16 protein-coding genes are annotated in these 19,989 nt (G+C 72.6%); 12 read left to right on the forward strand and 4 right to left on the reverse strand.

Annotated features, from left to right (window positions below):
• Positions 1-151: 151 nt before the first annotated feature.
• Both CGQ25_RS05030 and CGQ25_RS05035 read right to left on the reverse strand, forming a co-directional pair.
• Positions 152-1,570, reverse strand: a complete 1,419-nt coding sequence (locus tag CGQ25_RS05030) for a dicarboxylate/amino acid:cation symporter (RefSeq protein ID WP_208712092.1) — start codon at positions 1,568-1,570, stop codon at positions 152-154.
• A gap of 168 nt (positions 1,571-1,738) precedes the next feature.
• Entirely contained in the window at positions 1,739-3,499 is a 1,761-nt protein-coding gene (locus CGQ25_RS05035; protein WP_208712093.1) for a DUF885 domain-containing protein, read from the reverse strand.
• Between the two features lie 186 nt (positions 3,500-3,685).
• Here CGQ25_RS05035 and CGQ25_RS05040 point away from each other — a divergent pair, with 186 nt between their 5' ends.
• Positions 3,686-3,958, forward strand: coding sequence for a DUF2795 domain-containing protein (locus CGQ25_RS05040; RefSeq protein ID WP_208712094.1), 273 nt, complete (start codon positions 3,686-3,688; stop codon positions 3,956-3,958).
• Positions 3,959-4,000: 42 nt separating this feature from the next.
• Here the strand turns inward: CGQ25_RS05040 and CGQ25_RS05045 are convergent, their stop codons facing one another.
• Positions 4,001-4,252 carry an acyl-CoA carboxylase epsilon subunit gene (locus CGQ25_RS05045; protein ID WP_208712095.1) on the reverse strand — a complete coding sequence of 84 codons (252 nt, stop codon included), beginning with the start codon at positions 4,250-4,252 and terminating at the stop codon, positions 4,001-4,003.
• Positions 4,249-5,844, reverse strand: coding sequence for an acyl-CoA carboxylase subunit beta (locus CGQ25_RS05050; protein WP_208712096.1), 1,596 nt, complete (start codon positions 5,842-5,844; stop codon positions 4,249-4,251). The genes CGQ25_RS05045 and CGQ25_RS05050 overlap by 4 nt, the downstream gene beginning before the upstream one ends.
• A 230-nt stretch (positions 5,845-6,074) precedes the next feature.
• On the opposite strand from CGQ25_RS05050, the gene CGQ25_RS05055 reads away from it, so the two are divergent.
• From CGQ25_RS05055 to CGQ25_RS05105, 11 genes are all read left to right on the forward strand, one after another.
• On the forward strand, positions 6,075-6,935 hold the full coding sequence (locus tag CGQ25_RS05055; protein WP_208712097.1) for an NAD(P)-dependent oxidoreductase: 861 nt from the start codon (positions 6,075-6,077) through the stop codon (positions 6,933-6,935).
• A gap of 61 nt (positions 6,936-6,996) precedes the next feature.
• Positions 6,997-7,887: a biotin--[acetyl-CoA-carboxylase] ligase gene (locus CGQ25_RS05060; protein WP_208712098.1), complete on the forward strand. Its 891-nt coding sequence runs from the start codon at positions 6,997-6,999 to the stop codon at positions 7,885-7,887.
• Positions 7,880-8,473: a PH domain-containing protein gene (locus CGQ25_RS05065; RefSeq protein WP_208712099.1), complete on the forward strand. Its 594-nt coding sequence runs from the start codon at positions 7,880-7,882 to the stop codon at positions 8,471-8,473. The genes CGQ25_RS05060 and CGQ25_RS05065 overlap by 8 nt, the downstream gene beginning before the upstream one ends.
• A 25-nt stretch (positions 8,474-8,498) precedes the next feature.
• Positions 8,499-9,629 carry an adenylate/guanylate cyclase domain-containing protein gene (locus CGQ25_RS05070; protein WP_369802296.1) on the forward strand — a complete coding sequence of 377 codons (1,131 nt, stop codon included), beginning with the start codon at positions 8,499-8,501 and terminating at the stop codon, positions 9,627-9,629.
• Between the two features lie 145 nt (positions 9,630-9,774).
• Positions 9,775-10,746 carry a MoxR family ATPase gene (locus tag CGQ25_RS05075; protein WP_208712101.1) on the forward strand — a complete coding sequence of 324 codons (972 nt, stop codon included), beginning with the start codon at positions 9,775-9,777 and terminating at the stop codon, positions 10,744-10,746.
• A gap of 4 nt (positions 10,747-10,750) precedes the next feature.
• On the forward strand, positions 10,751-12,007 hold the full coding sequence (locus CGQ25_RS05080) for a DUF58 domain-containing protein (protein WP_369802297.1): 1,257 nt from the start codon (positions 10,751-10,753) through the stop codon (positions 12,005-12,007).
• Positions 12,004-14,382, forward strand: a complete 2,379-nt coding sequence (locus CGQ25_RS05085; RefSeq protein ID WP_208712102.1) for a transglutaminase domain-containing protein — start codon at positions 12,004-12,006, stop codon at positions 14,380-14,382. Before CGQ25_RS05080 ends, CGQ25_RS05085 begins: the two co-directional genes overlap by 4 nt.
• 170 nt (positions 14,383-14,552) lie before the next feature.
• A complete protein-coding gene (locus CGQ25_RS05090; protein ID WP_208712103.1) occupies positions 14,553-15,683 on the forward strand; it encodes an RDD family protein in 1,131 nt (376 codons plus the stop codon).
• Positions 15,680-16,588 (forward strand): PP2C family serine/threonine-protein phosphatase, encoded by a 909-nt coding sequence (locus CGQ25_RS05095; protein WP_208712104.1) that lies wholly within the window; start codon positions 15,680-15,682, stop codon positions 16,586-16,588. The genes CGQ25_RS05090 and CGQ25_RS05095 overlap by 4 nt, the downstream gene beginning before the upstream one ends.
• On the forward strand, positions 16,575-18,167 hold the full coding sequence (locus CGQ25_RS05100; protein WP_208712105.1) for an FHA domain-containing protein: 1,593 nt from the start codon (positions 16,575-16,577) through the stop codon (positions 18,165-18,167). Before CGQ25_RS05095 ends, CGQ25_RS05100 begins: the two co-directional genes overlap by 14 nt.
• Positions 18,164-19,987 carry a serine/threonine-protein kinase gene (locus CGQ25_RS05105; RefSeq protein WP_208712106.1) on the forward strand — a complete coding sequence of 608 codons (1,824 nt, stop codon included), beginning with the start codon at positions 18,164-18,166 and terminating at the stop codon, positions 19,985-19,987. Before CGQ25_RS05100 ends, CGQ25_RS05105 begins: the two co-directional genes overlap by 4 nt.
• Positions 19,988-19,989: the final 2 nt, after the last annotated feature.

The raw sequence follows: 19,989 nt of genomic DNA on the forward strand, positions 1-19,989 counted from the left end.
CAAAGACGCCCTGCCGCAAAGGAGATCGCCTGAGGACGTCTCATTCGCGACAGGGCGTCTCGTGCCGAGTCATTGGCCGGTCAAAGTAGGGATATGACCCCTCAACGCGGGGCCGGGCTCCCACTGCGGCGAGCCGGCCCTTTGACGGGCGTCAGCGCGAGGCGGCCAGCTCGCCGTCGTGCGCGTCGGTGACCCTGGCCTCTGCGGCCGTCTCCGTGGACGACTCGTCGTTGAACGGATCCCCGTGGCGCGGCGCGTTGTAGAGGGCCTCGTCGAGGATGCCCTGGCGCTTGGCCACGATGGTCGGGACGAGGGCCTGGCCCGCGACGTTCACCGCGGTGCGCCCCATGTCCAGGATCGGATCGATGGCGAGGAGCAGGCCGACGCCGGCGAGCGGCAGGCCCAGGGTCGAGAGCGTCAGCGTGAGCATGACGACGGCGCCCGTCGTGCCGGCGGTCGCGGCGGAGCCGAGGACCGAGACCAGCACGATCAGCAGGTACTGGCTGAGGTCCAGGTTGATCCCGAAGAACTGCGCCACGAAGATCGCAGCGACGGCCGGGTAGATGGCGGCGCAGCCGTCCATCTTGGTGGTGGCGCCCAGCGGCACGGCGAAGGACGCGTACCCCGAGGGGACGCCGAGGTTGCGCTCCGTGACGCGCTGCGTGAGCGGGAGCGTGCCGATCGAGGAGCGCGAGACGAACGCGAGCTGCACGGCCGGCCACACGCCGGAGAAGTACTGCTTGACCGAGAGGCCGTGGGACTTCACGAGCACCGGGTACAGGACGAACAGGACGAGGACGAGGCCCACGTAGATGGCGCCGGTGAACTTGCCGAGGGCGCCGATGGTGTCCCAGCCGTAGACGGCCACGGCGTTGCCGATGAGGCCCACCGTGCCGAGCGGCGCGATGCGGATGATCCACCACAGGACCTTCTGGATGACGGCCAGGGCGGAGGCGTTGAGGTTCAGGAACGGCTCGGCCTTCGCGCCGACCTTGAGAGCGGCGACGCCGACGGCGATCGCGATCACGAGGATCTGCAGGACGTTGAAGCTCACGCTCGTGGTGACGGCGCCTCCGTCGGCCACCGTGGAGCTGGCGCCGAGGCCGAGGAAGTTCTTCGGGAACAGGCCGGTGAGGAAGGCCCACCAGTCGCCGGTCTTGCCGGTGTACTTGGCCTCCTGGGTGATGCCTGTGCCGGCGCCGGGCTGGAAGACGACTCCGAGCCCGATCCCGATCAGCACGGACACGAACGCCGTGATGGCGAACCACAGGAGCGTGTTCCACGCGAGGCGGGCCGCGTTGGAGACCTGGCGGAGGTTCGCGATCGAGCTCACGACCGCGGTGAAGATGAGGGGGACGACGGCGGTCTGCAGCAGCGAGACGTAGCTGGACCCGATCGTCTTGAGGGTGTCGCCGAGGGCGTTCGGAGTCTTCGCCGTGTGCCCGGTGTACTTGGCCAGGAGGCCGAGGGCGACGCCGACGACGAGCGCCGCGATGATCTGCGGGCCGAAGGCTGTGGCCCACTTCGGGAGCCGGCGCGCGCCGGTCTGGGTGCTGGTGGAGGTGCTCACCGGAACACCGTAGGGGGAGGATTATTAGCAGACGAAGGTTGTATTGCGAAATGTGACGTCGAGTGTGACGCCTGCTCCTGCCCAGGCGCCGCGGAATTCTGCGGCTTCCCGGGCATTTGTTACGCTATTCCCTCACGGGCTGTGGGCATTCTCACGTTCCTCTGGCCGTCATCCGAGCAGCGCGCGGCGGAGCGTGTCCAGGCCGACGGACCCGAGGTTCAGGGCCCGGATATGGAACTCCTTCAGGTCGAACCCGTGCCCGGCCGTCTCCGCCCGCTCGGCCAGGTCTGCGCGGATCTGCTCCCACAGCCGCTGCCCCACCTTGTACGAGGGCGCCTGCCCCGGCCAGCCGAGGTAGCGCGTGAACTCGAAGCGCAGCTGGCCCTCGCTGATCGGCAGGTTGGCGCGCAGGAAGGAGTAGCCCTTCTCCGGCGTCCACGGCCCGGAGCCCCAGCGCCCGGGCATCGCGAGTTCGAGGTGCACGCCGATGTCGAACACCACGCGGGCCGCCCGCATGCGCTGCATGTCGAGCATCCCCATGCGGTCGCCCGGATCGGAGAGGTAGCCGAGCTCTTCCATGAGCTTCTCCGCGTACAGGGCCCAGCCCTCGCCGTGGCCCGAGACCCAGCAGATGGTGCGGCGCCAGGCGTTGAGCATGTCCCGCCGGTACGTCGCCGTGCCCACCTGCAGATGGTGGCCGGGGACCCCCTCGTGGTAGACGGTCGTCGTCTCGGACCACGTGGTGAACGAGTCGTCGCCGGTGGGGACGGACCACCACATGCGGCCCGGTCGGGAGAAGTCGTCGGACGGCCCGGTGTAGTAGATGCCGCCCTCGTGAGTGGGGGCGATCCGGCACTCGAGCGTCCGCAGCGGCGCGGGGATGTCGAAGTGGGTGTCCGCGAGGTCGGCGATCGCGCGGTCGGACAGGCGCTGCATCCACGCCCGGAGGGCGTCGGTGCCCTTCAGCTGGCGGGCGGGGTCCGCGTTGAGGGCCGCCTTCGCCTCCTCGATGGAGGCGCCGGGCCTGATCTCCTCCGCGACGCGCTCCTGCTCCCGGATGAGCCGGTCGAGCTCCTCGACGCCCCACGCGTAGGTCTCCTCGAGGTCCACCGCCGCGCCGAGGAACTCGCGCGAGGCCAGGGCGTAGCGCTCGCGGCCCACCGCGTCCTTCTCGGGTGCCGGCGGCAGCAGCTCGGCCTCGAGGATGTCCGCGAAGGCCGCGTACGCCCGGGACGCCGCCTCGCAGCCGCGGGAGAGGGCCTCGGCGACGTCGTCCGGGAGGGGCGCGCCGCCGTCGTCCGCCGTGGACGACGCCGCGGATTCCGGCGCCTGTCCCAGCCGGGCGTCCCCGACGAGCTGGGCGAAGAACCCCGTGCCCGGTTCGGCGTACGCGCGGGCCTGCCCGACGACGGTGCGGACCTGGCGGGCGGCGGCCACCCGGCCGTCTGCGGCGGCTGCGCGCAGCGAGGCGAGGTAGCCGTCGAGGGCAGCGGGGACATTGGCCGCCCGCCCCGCGATGTGGCGCCACTGCTCGGCCGTGTCCGTGGGCATGAGGTCGAAGATCGCCCGGATGCCCTGTGCCGGGGACTCGATGTTGTTCAGCTGTGCCAGCTTCCAGCCGCTGTCATGGATCTCGAGGGCGAGCCCGAGGCGTTCCCGCATCGCGTCGAGCGTGACCTCATCGGTCGGGTCGGCCGCTGTTGCGGTGTCCAGTTCGGCGAGGGTCGCGCGGGCCAGAGTGGCCTTCGCCTCGTGGCCGGCGGGGGAGTAGTCCGGGTACTCCGTCTCGCGCCCGGGGAAGCCGAGTTCGGTGGCGAGCGACGGGTCCAGCTCGAGGAGACGCGCGGTATAGCTGTCCGCGATCGAGTCGACGGCGGTGGGCTCGCGGTGGGCGGCGGTCGTGGTGGTCTCGTCGCGGTTCTGCGTCACCCGTCGAGCCTATCCCGCGTCCCGTGGCTGTGAAAGGACGCCTGCGCATCCGCCGGGCAGGGGCGTCTGGCCGTTTGCGGGGAGGGCTGGCGGGTACGAAGGCGGTGTTCCGGGGAGGCTGAGATTCCCGGCAGATGCCTCCGGTCCGGCCGTCCGCCGGGCCGGTACCGACGTGAGGAGTGGACCGTGCCAGAGAATTCTGACCCCAGCCAGACGCAGGAGTTCCTTGCCGGCGTGGACTATCCGGCCCACCGGAACACGCTCGTCGCCGCCGCCGAGAAGAGCGGCGCGGACGAGGACGTGATGCGCGCCCTGCGGGGGCTCCCGGACCGCACCTACGGCCAGCCGACCGAGGTCAGCCAGGCCATCTCCGGCGGCGGGTCAGGCGCCGACGCCTCGGGCGGCGAGCCTGAGCCGGACGACGACGAGCGCACCGGCGAGCGCTTCGACGCCGGCTGAGCCGCTGACGGCTCGAGCCGTCTCGACCAGAGACGGCTCGGGCTAGAGCCGTCCGCGCCGCTGGGCGATCATGTGCCTGGGGCGCAGGGTCGCCTGGCGGATGCGCTCGCGCCGGGTCGGGGCCGTGGGGGCCTCGACGGCTTCCGCGGGCGCGGCGGCGGCGATCACCGCTGTGAGCGCGGCGAGCTCCTCCGGGGTCGGGCTCCCCTTCGTGACGGAGAAGAGCGGCGGTGGGCCGACGACGGCGGCCGAGTCCCCGCCGTCGTGCGCCTGGGCGTTCTGGAGCGTGCTCACAGCGGGATGTTCCCGTGCTTCTTGGCGGGCATGGACGCGTGCTTGTCGCGCAGGCCGCGGAGGCCGCGCAGCAGCTGGACGCGGGTCTCCGACGGCGCGATGACGGCGTCGACGTAGCCGAGCTCGGCGGCCTGGTACGGGTTCAGGAGCTCCTCCTCGTACTGCTGGATGAGCTCGGCGCGCTTGGCGTCGACACCCGCGGCCGTCGCGTCCTCGTCGGTGGCGGCTGCGGCGAGCTCGCGGCGGTACAGGATGTTGACGGCGCCCTGGGCGCCCATGACGCCGATCTGCGCCGTGGGCCACGCGAAGTTCAGGTCCGCGCCGAGCTTCTTGGAGCCCATCACGATGTACGCCCCGCCGTACGCCTTGCGGCAGATCACGGTGAGCTTGGGGACGGTGGCCTCGGCGTAGGCGTAGAGGAGCTTCGCGCCGCGGCGGATGATGCCCTGGAACTCCTGGTCCTTGCCGGGCAGGAAGCCCGGGACGTCGACGAGCGTGATGATCGGGACGTTGAACGCGTCGCAGTGGCGCACGAACCGTGCAGCCTTCTCCGAGGCGGCGATGTCCAGCGTCCCGGCGAACTGGATCGGCTGGTTCGCGACGATCCCGACTGTGTGGCCCTCCATGCGTCCATACCCGATGATCACGTTCGGCGCGTAGAGGGACTGCATCTCGAGGAAGTGGCCGTCATCGACGATCCCCTCGACCACGGTGCGCATGTCGTAGCCCTGCGAGGCGGCGTCGGGGACGAGGGTGTCGAGGGCGGCGTCCTCGGGGCTCTCCTCGAGCTCCTGGTCGGACTCGAGCACGGGGGCCTCGACGAGGTTGTTCGAGGGGAGGAAGTCGAGGAGCTCGCGGACGAACTCGATCGCGTCGGCCTCATCCGAGGCGAGGTAGGTCGCGGTGCCGGTCGTGGCGTTGTGCTGGCGCGCGCCGCCGAGGGTCTCCATGTCCACCTCCTCGCCCGTGACCGTCTTGATCACGTCGGGGCCGGTGATGAACATGTGGCTCGTCTTGTCCACCATGACCACGTAGTCGGTGAGGGCGGGGGAGTAGGCGGCGCCGCCGGCGCACGGGCCCATGATGAGGGAGATCTGGGGCACGACGCCGGACGCGGCGACGTTGTTGCGGAAGATGTCCGCGAACATCGCCAGCGAGGCCACGCCCTCCTGGATGCGCGCGCCGCCGCCGTCGTTGATGCCGACCACCGGGCAGCCGTTGCGGAGCGCGAACTCCTGGACCTTGACGATCTTCTCGCCGTTGACCTGGCTCAGCGAGCCTCCGTAGACGGAGAAGTCCTGGCTGTACACGGCGACGAGGCGGCCATCCACGGTGCCGTAGCCGGACACGACGCCGTCGCCGAGCGGCTTCTTCTTCTCCATGCCGAACGCGGTGGAGTGGTGGGTGCGGAGGGCATCGAACTCGACGAAGCTGCCCTCGTCCAGGAGCAGGTCGATGCGCTCCCGGGCGGTGTTCTTCCCGCGCGCGTGCTGCTTCTCGATCGCCTCCTGGCCCGAGGGCGCGAGCGAGGCCGCCCGCCGGTCGCGGAAGTCCGCGATCTTGCCTGCGGTCGTGGTCAGGTCGTGGGTCACGCTCTCTCCAGCTGTCGGTCCATGCGCCCTCGGGGTGCTCTGTAGGTTCCGCACAACCGGCGGACACGTCACCTCAGTCTAGTGAGGCGTCCGTGGCGGGCGGCTGTAGGAACCCTACAATTTCTTGTCTGCTGCGGTCGCGTGGCGCACGACGGCGGTGGGCCGCCTCGGGACGGTATCGCGCGGACCGCTTGTTACTCGCTGGTAACATCATCGCCTACACTGTCCCCATGACCTCGATCACACCCGGCTCCGCCGCGTCCCTGTCCGGCCGCACGATCCTCATGAGCGGCGGCAGCCGCGGGATCGGCCTGGCGATCGCCAAGCGCGCCGCAGCAGACGGTGCCAACATCGCGCTGCTGGCCAAGACGGCCCAGCCGCACGCGAAGCTCGCCGGCACCGTCTACACCGCGGCCGAGGAGATCGAGGCCGCGGGCGGGCACGCCCTGCCGATCGTCGGCGACGTGCGCAGCGACGAGGACGTGGCTCGCGCGGTCGAGGCGACGGTGACGCGCTTCGGAGGCATCGACGCCGTCGTCAACAACGCCTCTGCGATCGACCTCTCCCGCACGGACGCGGTGGACATGAAGCGCTACGACCTGATGCAGGACATCAACGTCCGTGGCACGTTCCTCCTCTCCAAGCTGGCCCTCCCGGCCCTGCGCGCCTCCGCGGCGTCGCGCGGCGGCGCCCACATCCTCACGCTCTCCCCTCCGCTGAACCTGGACCCGGCGTGGGCAGGCCGGCACCTCGCCTACACGATGGCCAAGTACGGCATGAGCCTGACCACGCTCGGGCTCGCCGAGGAGCTGCGCGGGGAGGGGATCGGCGTCAACTCCCTGTGGCCCGCGACCCTCATCGACACCGCGGCGATCCGCGCGATGCCCGACGGCGATGCCCTCGCCTCCGCGGGCCGCTCGCCGCAGATCGTGGCCGACGCCGCCCACGCCGTCCTCAGCTCGGACCCGCGGGCCACGACGGGGAACTTCTTCATCGACGAGGACGTCCTCCGCGCCTCCGGCGTCACCGACTTCTCGCCCTACAGCCTCGGCGCGCCCGAGGACCGACTGGTTCCCGACATCTTCCTCTGAGTTGCCCCGTGCCTGGCGGTGCCGCAGCCTTCGGCAGAGGCGGCGTCGGTAGGATTCACGCATGGACGAACACGCGCAGACCCCGGCCCGCGGACCCCTCGACAGGACGCTCCTCGGGATCGACGTCGCGCGTGAGGCCGGACTGTCCCGGCTCGAGATCGTCGACGAGGCCGACTCGACGAACGCCCAGCTCACCCGGCTCGCCACCGAGGCACCCGAGGAGTGGGGCGACCTCGCCGCGCTCGCAGCGAGCCACCAGACCGCCGGCCGGGGAAGGCTCCAGCGGCACTGGGAGTCCCCGGAGGGCACGTCCATCGCCGTCTCGGTCCTCCTGCGGCCCCACAACCGCGCCGGCCGGCCCCTGCCGACCCAGAGCTACTCGTGGTTCTCGCCGCTCGCCGCCCTCGCGCTGCGCGAGGCCCTCGCCGAGACCGCCGGCCTCGAGGCCAGCGTCAAGTGGCCCAACGACGTCGTGGTCGACGGCCTCAAGATCTCCGGCATCCTCGCCCAGCTGGCACCCGGCGCGCACGAGGAGCCGCCCGCCGTCGTGCTCGGCACCGGGATCAACGTGGGCCAGGCGCAGGAGGAGCTGCCTGTTCCCACCGCCACAAGCGTCCGTGTGGCCACCGGCCGCGACCTGCCCCGCGAACGGGTCCTCTCCGCCTACCTCGCCGCGTTCGCCCGGCGGTACCGGCAGTTCTGCGCGGTCGACGGCGACCCCGACGCCCCGCTTGCAGGCGGCCGGGGGCTCGCGGGCCAGGTCGAGGACGCGACGGTCACGCTCGGCAAGCGCGTGCGCGTCGAGCTCCCGGGCGGGCGCATGCTGGAAGGCCGGGCGACCGGGCTCGACCGGCACGGCGCCCTGCTGGTGGTCGAGGACGACGGTGCGCGGCACGCCGTGGCGGCGGGCGACGTCGTGCACCTCCGCCCCGCCGCCGGCGGCTATGCGTAGGATCCTCACGCCGGGGGAGCAGCTCATCGTCCGCACGCGCCGCCAGCCGCGCATGCTCGTGCTGCCCGCGGTCGCCTTCGTGGCCGTCTGCGGCGCCGCGGCCTTCGCCGCCGGATGGCTCTGGAGAGGGCGGCTCGAGGGCCTCTGGCCGTGGGTGCCGCCCGCCACCCGTGCGTGGCTCCCGCTCGTCCCCGTGGCGCTCGCGGCGTGGGTGGCGCTCGGGTACTGCCTGCGCCGGGTCGTCGCGTGGCGGTCCGTGAGCTACGTCCTCACGAGCCGGCGCGTGATGCGCCGCCAGCGGGGGCTCCGCCGCATGGACCGGGAAATGCCCCTGTCGATGGTCCGGGACGTGGACGTCCGGCAGGGCGTCCTCCAAGGGATGCTCGGGTCAGGGACGCTAACCTTGGCTTCGGGCCATGCGGCGCAGCTCACCCTGACCGATGTGCCCCAGGTGCGCCGCTTCCGGCAGTTCGTCCTCGACGCCATCGAGGAGCTCCCCGCCGCCGAGTGGGTGCCCATCGACGACGACGAGACGATCACGGACTTCACCGACGAGTCGCTGCCGTGGGAGCTGAGGGATGAATGAGGGGAGGGGAGTGATGGAGGAGCCAGTGCCTGACGAGGCGGGGTACGACGAGCCGGCGTTCGAGGAGCAGGATCTCGGCGAGCAGGAGTCCCGCGCGGTCCAGCCGGCGCCGCCCCCGGAGCGGCGCATCTCCCCGAAGGAGCTCGAGGCGATGCTGCTCGGCGGCGAGCGGACCCTCAAGCGCCGCGAGGTCGCGGCCGGGGTGGGGCTGTCGCTGTACTCGGCCCGCAAGCTCTGGCGGGCCCTGGGCATGCCCAACTTCACCGACGACGACCTCGCCTTCACCCAGGCCGACCTCGAGCACCTCAAGGTGATGCCGCGCCTGGTCCGCGAGGGGGTCCTGACCGAGGACGCCGCGATCTCGGTCACGCGCGCCATCGGCCAGATGACGGACCGCATGGTGGTGTGGCAGGTCGAGGCCCTCATCGAGGACATGGTCTCCACGGAGGGACTCTCCGACGCCGAGGCTCGAAGGGCCCTCATCGACCGCATCCCGGAGCTCATCGGCCCGCTCGAGGAGATGCTGGTCTACTCGTGGCGCCGGCAGCTCACCGCGGGCGTGCAGCGCCTGGCGCTGCGGGCCCAGGCCGGGCTCGAGCGCAGCGCCGAAGGCCGCGACGGCTCCGAGGACGACGCGCCGCTGCCGCTCGCGCGCGCCGTCGGCTTCGCGGACCTCGTCTCCTACACGTCGCTGTCCCGCCGCATGAACGAGAAGACCCTCGCCCAGCTCGTGCAGCGCTTCGAGAACCGCTGCGCGGAGATCATCTCGGTGGGCGGCGGGCGGCTCGTCAAGACGATCGGCGACGAAGTCCTCTACATCGCCGAGACCCCGGTGGCCGGGGCCCAGATCGCGCTCGCCCTGGCCAGGGAGTTCGCGGAGGACGAGATCCTGCCCGAGTGCCGCGTCGCGATGGTCTGGGGACGCGTCCTCTCCAGGCTGGGGGACATCTACGGTCCGACCGTCAACCTCGCTGCCCGGCTGACGGCCATCGCCGATCCGGGCCAGGTGCTCATCGACGACATCACGGCGAAGGCACTCGGGGAGGACGAGCGGTTCGTGCTCGACCCGCAGGCCCCGCAGCTCGTGCGCGGGTTCGGGGAGATCCACCCCGTCGCGCTGCGACCCGGGACCGGCCCGGGCATCGTGCTCGACTGACCGGCGCCCCCGGGGCCGGCCGGGACGGGGAGGCCTCCCCATCGCGGGCCCCCGCGGGGACCCACTAGGCTGTTCCGGGACGTCGCGGCCGGGGCTCGGGGCCCGCACGGCCGGACGCAGGAACAACCACTTCCAGGGGGAACTCATGACGTTGACGACCGAACAGGCCGCGTGGTTCGCGGAGACCTTCGAACGGCTCGCCGCCAACGTCGGCCAGGCGGTGCTCGGCAAGGAGCACGTCGTGCGCCTCGCGTTCACCGCCATGCTCGCCGAGGGGCACATCCTGCTCGAGGACGCCCCCGGGACCGGGAAGACCTCCCTTGCCCGTGCGCTCGCCGCCACCGTCCAGGGGACCAACTCCCGCATCCAGTTCACTCCCGACCTGCTGCCCTCCGATGTCACCGGCGTGACGATCTACGACCAGCGGAGCCAGCAGTTCGAGTTCCACAAGGGCCCGATCTTCGCCAACATCGTCCTCGCCGACGAGATCAACCGGGCCTCGCCCAAGACCCAGTCCGCGCTCCTGGAGGTCATGGAGGAGTCCCGCGTCACCGTCGACGGCGTGACCTACGACGCCGGCCGGCCCTTCATGGTCATGGCCACCCAGAACCCCATCGAGCAGGCGGGAACGTACAGGCTGCCGGAGGCCCAGCTGGACCGCTTCCTCATCAAGACCTCGATCGGCTACCCGGACCACGCCTCGACGGTGCGCCTCCTGGGCGGCTCCTCGGTCAAGGACCGCTCCCGGGACCTCAGCCCGATCATCACGACCCACGCGGTGGCGGAGATGGCCGAGCTGGCGGCCCAGAACCACGTGGACACGGCCGTCCTCGAGTACATCTCGCGGCTGTGCGAGGCCACCCGCAACGCCCCCGAGACCCGGCTCGGGGTGAGCGTGCGCGGTGCGATCGCCATGGTCCGCGCCGCGAAGGTCTGGGCCGCGTCCGACGGCCGGAACTTCGTCCTCCCGGACGACGTCAAGGACCTCGCCCCTGTCGTGTGGACCCATCGCTTCGTCATGGACCCCGAGTCCGAGTTCGCCGGCGTCACCGCTGAGCGCGTGCTCGAGCGCGTCCTCGGCGAGGTCGCAGCGCCGCAGTCGCGCGCCGCCGTCTGACGCCGTGCGGATCCGGCTCCGCCCCCTGCGCGAGGCAGGGGAGCTCGTCACGCTCGCCGCGACGCCCTGGATTGCCCGCGCCGCTGCGCTGTACCGCAGGCGCGTCGACCCGGTCGCGTCGACCGTGAGCCCGCTCGGCTGGCTCGTCGCCGCTGCCACCGCGGTGCTCGCCGTCGCCGGCGCAGCCTGGGGATGGCAGGAGGCGACCGCAGCCGCGCTGCTGGGCGTCGCGCTGTTCCTCGTCTCGGTGCCGTTCGTCCTCGGCCGCAGCACCTACGCCGTCTCGCTCGACCTCGCCCGCACCCGTGTGGCGGTCGGGGACCACGCCGTCGGCAGCATCGAGGTGGTCAACACCGCCCAGCGCCCCGTCCTGCCCTCGCTCCTCGAGCTCCCCGTCGGCCCCGTCACGGCGCTGTTCCACCTCCCGCGGATGCGTCCGGGCGTCCCGCACGAGGAGCTGTTCACCATCCCCACGCAGCGGCGGGCCGTGATCGTCGTCGGGCCCGTGCGCTCGGTGCGGGCGGATCCGCTGAGCCTCCTGCGCCGGCAGGTGACCTGGACCGACCCGCAGGACCTCTACGTCCACCCCCGCACGACCGTGCTCGGAACCTCCGCCGCGGGCTTCATCCGGGACCTCGAGGGCCTGCCCACGAACGAGCTCGCCAGCTCCGACGTGTCCTTCCACGCCCTGCGCGAGTACGTGCCCGGAGACGACCGCCGCCACATCCACTGGAAGACCACCGCCCGCACCGGCACGCTCATGGTCCGCCAGTTCGAGGAGACCCGCAGGGCCCACCTCGCCGTGTGCCTCTCGGCGAACCTCGGCGAGTACGAGCACGAAGACGACTTCGAGCTCGCAGTCTCCGTCGCCGGGTCGATCGGGCGGCAGGCCCTCGCCGAGCAGCGCGAGCTCAGCGCACTGACGCAGCGCGGCCCCCTCCGCACCGACAGCCCCCGCCGGTTCCTCGACGACCTGACCCGCCTCGAGGCCGCAGCCATGCGGCCCACCGCAGTCGACGCCGCCCGCATGGCCGCAGACGCCGTGCCGAACGCCTCGGTGGTGTTCCTCGTGGTCGGTGCGCACGTGACCCCCACGCAGCTGCGTGCGGCCGGCGCCGCGATCCCGCCGGGGATCCGGACCTTCGCGATCCGCTGCCACACCGGAGCGGCCCCTGCCCGTGCGAGCATCGCCGACCTGGACGTCCTCACCGTCGGGGCCCTGGACGAGCTCGCCCCCGTGCTGCGGAAGGCCGCTGCATGAGGGCCGAGCGGGCGGGCCTCCGCCAGGCGGTCGACGCCGCGGCGATCCTCGTCCTCGCGGGGCTCGCCATCGCGGGGTTCCACCTCGCGTACGGCGGCGATCTCCACTACCTGCTCGCGGGCGTGGCGGGGGCCGTCCTGGGCCTCGGAGTCGCCTTCGCCTCGGCGCGGCTCCGGCTCGGCGTCCTCGTCACCGTGGCCGCCGCCTTCCTCGCCTACCTCCTCGTGGGCAGCCTTGTCGCGACCCCCGACGAGTCCGCCGCCGGCGTCGTGCCCACCCTCGCCTCGCTGCGGACGCTCCTGCTCGGGATCGTCGTGTCGTGGAAGGACAACCTCACCGTCGCCGCCCCGCTCGGGACGGGTGCCGGCATGCTCGTGGTCCCCTACCTGAGCGCCTTCGCATGCACTCTGGCCGCGGGCCTCACCGCGTGGCGCGTGCGCCGGCCGTACTGGCCCCTGCTCCCGCTCGCAGCCCTGTTCGCCATCGGCATCGCGTTCGGAACCAACGAGGCGTTCCTCGCCCTCCCGCGCGGCGTCGCGTTCGCCGTCGTCGGCGTCATCTGGGCGTCCTTCCGCCGGCACGCAGAGCGGGGCCGGACCACCCAGGTGGTCTCCGGCGAGACGACTGTGCCGGACGCGGGATCGGCGAGGGCAAGCCGGCTCCGCCGGGCAGGACTCGGCGCGGCCATGGTCGCCGTGGCCGCCGCGCTGAGCCTCCTCGCAGCGCCTGCGCTGACGGCCGGCGCCCAGCGCGACGTGCTCCGCGACCGGGTCGTGCCCCCCTTCGACCCGCGCAGCTACATCAGTCCGCTCGCGGGCTTCCGCAGCCTCGTGAAGGACCAGCGCGACACGACGCTCTTCACGGTCGCGGGCCTGCCCGAGGGCGGCCGCGTGCGCCTGGCCGCGCTCGACTCCTACGACGGCACCGTCGCGAACGTAGACCAGAGCGGGTCGGGCAGCTTCGCCAAGGTCGGGGACGCGGCGTCGATCGCCGCCGCCGACGCGTCCGGCACCGGCAGCACCCGCTATGCGCTCGACGTCACCGTGGGCGGCTACCGCGGCTACTTCCTGCCCAGCGGGCGCACGACGACGGGCATCGCCTTCGCGGACCCGGACAGCGCCGCGGGGGAGGGGCTCTACTTCAACCCGCTCACGGACACCGCAATCACCACGGCGGGCCTCGCCGACGGCGACCGCTACACCGTCCAGGTCGAGGAGCCGAAGCGCCCCGACGACGCCCAGCTCGCGCAGGCCGAGTTCGCCAAGACGACCCTGCCCACGGTCGACGGCGTGCCGCAGGTGCTCCAGGCGAAGGCCGGGGACATCCTCGCCGACAGCCAGACGCCGATCGAGCGGGTGCGCACCCTCGAGTCCTACTTCCAGAAGTTCGGCGCCTTCAGCAACGGACTCATCGCGGAGGGGCAGGTGCCGAGCCTGTCCGGCCACGGCGCCGGCAGGCTCCGGGCGATGCTCACCGCCAAGCAGATGGTCGGCGACGACGAGCAGTACGCGGTGACCATGGCGCTCATGGCCCGCGAACTGGGCATTCCCGCCCGGGTCGTCATGGGCTTCTACCCCGAGCAGCCGCAGCCCGCGGGCGCCAAGCTCGAGATCAAGGGCAAGGACGTCCACGCGTGGGTCGAAGTGGCCTTCGCCGGGTACGGGTGGGTTGCTTTCGACCCGACGCCGCCCAAGGACAACGTCCCCATCCCGCCGGACCCGCAGGCGCAGTCGAAGCCGCGCCCCCAGGTCCTCCAGCCCCCGCCCCCGCCCCAGGCCCCGGTTGAGCTGCCGCCGGACTCGCGCCCGGATGTGCTGGACGACGAGGAGAAGAAGAACGACCTCTGGCTCCTCCTGGGCCCGATCCTCGCCGTGATCGGCATCGGCCTCATCCCGGTCGCCGTGCTGGCGCTCCCGCTGCTGCTCATCGCGTGGCTCAAGCTGCGCCGGCGTCGCAGGCGCCTCGGTGCCGAGCGCGCGGCGGACCGCGTGAGCGGCGGCTGGAGCGAGGTCACCGACGCCGCGACGGACCTCGGCGCGAGCCTCGACGCGCGCAGCACGCGGCGGGAGACCGCCGTCGCCCTCGGGGAGGCGTTCCCGGACACCGCACGCACGACGACGGCGCTCGCCCACCGCGCGGACGCCGCCGTGTTCGGGGCGGGGAACCCGAGCGAGGCCGAGATCGAGGCGTACTGGGCCGACGTCGACGGCTCGCTCGAGAGGATGCACGGCTCGGTGGGCTTCTGGCGCCGCCAGCGCGCCAAGTACTCGCCGCGGTCGCTCGTGGCCGAGGCCAGCGTGTTCCTCGCGGCCCGGCGTGCCGTGGCACTGGCGCGGCGACGCGGACCGCGCGGCACGACGAAGGGGATGCCGTGAGCGCTGACGTGTGCGCCGCCTGTGGCAGTATGGTCCGGCGGGGGGCGCTCTACTGCCCCACCTGCGGTACCCCGGCTCCACGCCGGCACGCAGCTGGCCCGGTCCCGGGAGTGCCGACGCACGAGCGGCCGGGACGTGAGGGGCACCGACGTGAGGGGATGGTGGGGACCGTGGTGAATCTCGAGCTGGCCAATGCGTCGACCGGCAAACGGGCGGGCGCGAAGCTCGTCGACCTCGGGATCGCGTGGCTCCTGCAGCTCGTCCCGTTCGCGCTCGGGGCCGCGTCCCTCCTGAGCCTCTCCGGCAGCCGCTACCCGACAAGCGCCGACCAGCAGGCCCTCCTCGCCGCCACCGTCTGGTACGTGGTGGGCGGCGTGCTCGGGCTCGCCCTCTGGGTGTTCTGCTGGGCGTGGGAGGCGAAGACGGGGAAGACCCCCGGCCAGGCGATGCTCGGCCTGCGCACGAGCAGCCTCGAGGGGTTCGCCCCGGGCTGGGGTGCGGTGTTCGTCCGGAACCTCGTCTTCGGGCTCATCTGCCTCATCCCGTTCGTCGGAATCGTGCTCGCCCTCGTCTCCAACGCGTTCGACCCGAACAGCAAGCGCCAGGGCTGGCATGACAAGGCCGCGCGCACCTTCGTGTTCGACGTCCGGGCAGGGCGGGACCCCCTCACGACCGGCGGCATCAATGGACCCGCCTCGTTCGCGCCGCGGCCCGAGCTCCCCGCCGTGCAGGAGGTGGCCTCGCCCATGCCGGTGCGCAGCCCGGTCCCGGTGACCAGCGCGGCCCCCGTGACCAGTGCGGCCTCGGTGACCAGCGCGGCCCCGGTGACCAGCGCGCCGTCGTCCGTGCCCCGCGCCGACCGCCAGCACTCTGCCGCCCTGCAACCCGACGCCGCGGTGCACCCCGACACCGAGGTGGGACAGACGCGGTTCTCCCGGGCTGTGGGCGAGCGGTCCGGCGGCGCGGACGAGGTCGTGCTGAGCTTCAGTGACGGGCGGCGCGTCGCGCTGCGAGGGCCGGTGCTGGTGGGCCGCAACCCCGCAGGGTACGAGGAAGAGACGGTCCAGGAACTCCTCGCGGTGGACGACCCGGGGAAGAGCGTCTCCAAGACGCATCTGGCGGTATGGAGCGACGGGAGCAGGGTCTGGGTGCAGGATCGCAGGTCGACGAACGGGACGCGCATCGTCCGGGGTGACGGCGGCTCGTCGCCGGCCCCGGCCGGTCAGCCGGTGGAGGTCGACGCCGGGGACGTCGTGCATTTCGGCGACTACTTCTTCTCTGTGGGCAGGAGCCGCGCATGACCGAGGGACATTCGTCCGAGCTGGAGCCCCGGCTGACCCTCACCGTGGGATTCGGCACAGACCGGGGCCTGCGCCGGGAGCTCAACGAGGATTCGTTCCTGGCCCAGGACCCCGTGTTCATGGTCGCGGACGGAATGGGCGGCCACGAGGCGGGCGAGGTCGCGAGCCAGCTCGCTGTCGACACGCTCCGGGAGGCGCCCGAGCTCGAGCCCGGGACGCACAGCGCCTCCGCCCAGGACATCCAGCAGATCATCGAGCGCGCCGACTGGCGCATCCGTGAGGCGACGGGAGCCCGGGCGGGCACGACGCTCACCGGGGCGGTGCTGATCGAGATCTCCTCGGTCCCCTACTGGCTCGTGGCAAATGTGGGCGACTCCCGCACGTACCGGCTCTCGGCCCAGGGCCAGCTCGACCAGATCAGCGTGGACCACTCCGAGGTCCGCGAGCTCGTCGACGCCGGCGAGATCACTCCCGAGGAGGCGCTGGTCCACCCGCGGCGGCATGTCGTCACGCGGGCGCTCGGCACCGGGGAGGACGCCGAGGCGGACTTCTGGCTGCTGCCCGTCGAGGACGGAGACCGGCTCCTCATCTGCTCGGACGGACTCACCAGCGAGCTCCGCGACGGGGAGATCCACTGCGTCCTCATGACCCGCCAGCACCCTCAGGACGCGGTCGAAGCCCTCATCGACGCCGCGATCAAGGCCGGCGGACGCGACAACGTCACCGTCATCGTGGTGGATGTCCGTGACACCGCCAGCGAGCTCGGCCTGCCGGAGACGGCGCCGCGACTGGCCCCCGGGCAGGACACGCGGGACCGCGACGCGGACTGCGCCGGGCCGGCCACCGATGCAGGGCCGGCAATAGAGCATGGGCCAGACGAAGGGGCGACCGATGACGGGGCGTGACCACGGCGGCCATCGCGAGTACAGGCCTGGGCACGACGCCGTGCTCCTCGTGCGCGGGTCCCTCACCGTCCTCGTCCCCGCCACGCTCCCGGACGCCATCCTCGGGCGCCTCTGGGAGACGCTCGCGTCGGAGGGCGCAGACCTCTACGCCGTCCTCGACTCGCTGACGGCGGAGTTCGGCGTGGGGCGGCTCCCGTCCTTCGGCATCGCCGAGCACGGGGACCGGCTCCGGCTGCTCGTCCGCGGTGACGTCCAGGCCACCGTCACGACGCCGACCGGCGCCGAACGCGTCAGCGGCGCCGAGGTGGGGACGTGGCTCGAGCGCGCGTTCGCGACGTGGTCGGCGGTCGAGCTGCGGGGCGCGGCCTCTCAGGACGGCGAAGAGGGACGGAAGCTCCCTCTCCTGGCCGGTGCCGTGGGAGCGGACGCCGTCGTCGTCTCGGCCAGTGCACACGCGCCCGCGCCTCCGGCCCCTGACGCGACGAGCGTCGCCGACGCCGTCGCGCCCGACGCTGTGGCACCCGACGCCACTCTTGCTCCCGAAGCCACCGTGGCGCCCGAGATGACGGTGGCCTCCGAGGCGGCGGAGGCGCCCGAGGCGGCGGAGGCGCCCTCCGCGGTCCCCGATGAGGAGCTCCCGACCACAACCTCCGGCTACGACCACCTGTGGGGGAGCACGGTCCTGCGTTCGGTCGAGGACGCTGCCGTCCGTTCCGAGGACACCGACGCCGTCCCCGACAACGATGTCGGAGACGACATCGGCCTCGGCCCGGACACGGTGGCACCCACGGTCATGCCTCCCACTGGCACGCCCGAACCCGAGCCGGCAGCCGGGCCTGAACCCGTTGCCGACCCCGAGCACGCGCCTTGGACTCCGCCGTCGCTCATCGATTCGGTGCCGTGGGGCGCCCCCGCCGACCGGCCCGAGCGCCCCGTCGTCCCCGAGCGCCCCGCCGCTCCAGAGCGCTCCATCACCTCCGAGCTGTTCGGCGACCACGACGGCGAGACGGTCATGCGCAGCGACGTCGACGCCTTGGATCTCACGGTCCCGCCCGAGTCCCAGGGCCGGCCGGCAGGCGAGGCGGCCCGGCCGGCGTCGTCCGAAGGCAAGCGCGGAACGGGGCCGCTCGTCGTCGGACGCCGCTGCCCGCAGGGGCACGCGAACCCGCCGTCGTACGCCCAGTGCGCCGCGTGCGGCGACCCGATCTCGGGCGAGCCCGAGCAGCTGCCGCGCCCAGCCCTGGGCAGGGTCCGCTTCTCGAACGGCGAGGTGGTCGAGCTGAGCCAGCCGCTCGTGGTCGGGCGGCAGCCGTCCGTCTCGCGGGTGGCGAGCGGGGGCATGCCGCGGCTGGTGTCGGTCGCGAGCCCCTCCGGCGACATCTCGCGCAACCACCTCGAGGTGCGCCTCGAGGGGTGGCACGTCATGGTGCGGGACCTCAAGGCAACCAACGGGACCGTCCTGGAGCGGCCCGGGCAGGCACCGCGGCGGCTCGCGCAGGGCGAGATGATGATCGTGCTCGACGGCGACATCGCCGATCTCGGCGACGGCGTCACGCTGCGCTTCGAGGCGGTGCCGTGAGCTCGAAACGGCCGCCAGCGCCGCCGCCGCAGCTGCCGGGCTTCCGCTACCTGAGCCTGCTGGGCTCGGGCGGCTTCTCGGACGTGTTCCTGTACGAGCAGGACCGGCCCCGCCGGAAGGTCGCCGTGAAGGTCCTCGTCTCAGACCTTCGCACCGAGAGCGCACGCAGGCAGTTCGAGTCCGAGGCCAACCTCATGGCCCAGCTCTCCTCGCACCCGTACATCGTGACGATCTACGAGGCCGAGACCACCGCCGACGGCCACTCGTACCTCGCCATGGAGTACTGCTCCCGGCCCAGCCTCGACATCCGCTACCGCCGCGAGCCGCTCAGCGTCGACGAGGTGCTCGCCATCGGCATCCAGGTCTCCTCGGCCGTCGAGACGGCGCACCGGGCCGGCATCGCCCACCGGGACATCAAGCCCGCCAACATCCTGGTCACCGACTACAACCGCCCGGCGCTGACCGACTTCGGCATCTCGGGCACTGTCGAGGGCGGCGGGGACTCCGACATGGGCATGTCGATCCCATGGTCGCCGCCCGAGTCCTTCCGCGGCGGCGCGGTCGACGGCGTCGCCCTGGACGTGTGGGCCCTCGGCGCCACCCTCTACACGCTCCTCGCCGGACGGTCGCCGTTCGTCGTCCCGGGCGGGGACAACTCGCAGCGCTCGCTCGTCCAGCGCATCCACTCCTCCCCGGTCCCCCCGATCGGCCGGGCCGACGTGCCAGGGTCCCTCGAGCTCGTCCTGTCCACGGCGATGTCCAAGTCGCCCGAGGGCCGCTACTCGTCTGCCCACACCTTCGCGCTCGCGCTCCAGCGGATCCAGAGCGAGCTGAACCTTTCCGTGACGCCGTTCGAGGTGCTCGAGGAACCCACGGACGACGACGACCCGGACTCCGCCTTCGAGCAGACCCGGGTGCGCGGCATTGTGTCCATCAGCCCCCAGGGCGCCGAGGAGGCCGGGCGCCGGGCCGACCCGGCCGCCGGGCGCGCCGCCCGCGCGTGGGCAGGGGCCCAGCGCGCCCCGGAGACTGCGGCTGCGGCGCCCCCGCCCGCGGAGGATTCCACCGTCCTTCGAACTCGGCCTGGCACAGGGAACGGCCGGACCGCGGCGAGGGACGACTCGACGACCGGCCTCGCCGAACCCACGGTGCCGCGGGGCGATGCGGCGCCCGGGCGGGACGACTCGGCGCGTGCACCGGACGATTCGGTGCAGCTGGGCGCTGGCGACACCGTGCTCCGCGGGGATGCGACGGTGCTGCGCGGGGATGCGACGGTGCTGCGCGGGGAGCAGGACCACACTGCCCTACGGCGGCCCGTCCAGCGCCCACACCCGACCACTGCCGGGCCCGAGGCTGCCAACGCTGCGGGGGGCGCCGGGGCACCCGGGGCGAGGCGGCGGCGTCGTGCGCTCATCGCGTCCGCCGCCTCGGGAACCGTCCTCGTGGCTGCCGTCGTGGCGGGGGTGCTGCTTGCCCCTGGCCTTGCGGCGCGGCCGGCCCCGAATCAGGCGACCCATAGCGCCCCGCCGGTCGACGCGGTCGACTCGGGAGCCGTGCCGAGCGTGGCAGACCTCAAGGGGACGGCGGCGGCCTCCGGGGTCACCTTCACCTGGAAGAACCCCGATCCGAAGCCCGGCGACGCGTACATGGTCACCGTCCTCCGGGTCACGGGGCAGCAGCCGCCCACCTCGGTCACGCAGCCGAGCGTCACCGTCCCGAAAGAACCGGGGCAGACATGCGTGCGCGTCGTCGTGCGGCGCAGCGACGGGAGTGCCGGAGCGATGGACGAGAGCGCACCGAGCGCATGCGTCCCCGGCTGAGA

It is taken from the genome of Sinomonas sp. R1AF57 (assembly GCF_002224485.1).
In the GTDB taxonomy this organism is placed as follows: Bacteria; Actinomycetota; Actinomycetes; order Actinomycetales; family Micrococcaceae; genus Sinomonas; species Sinomonas flava.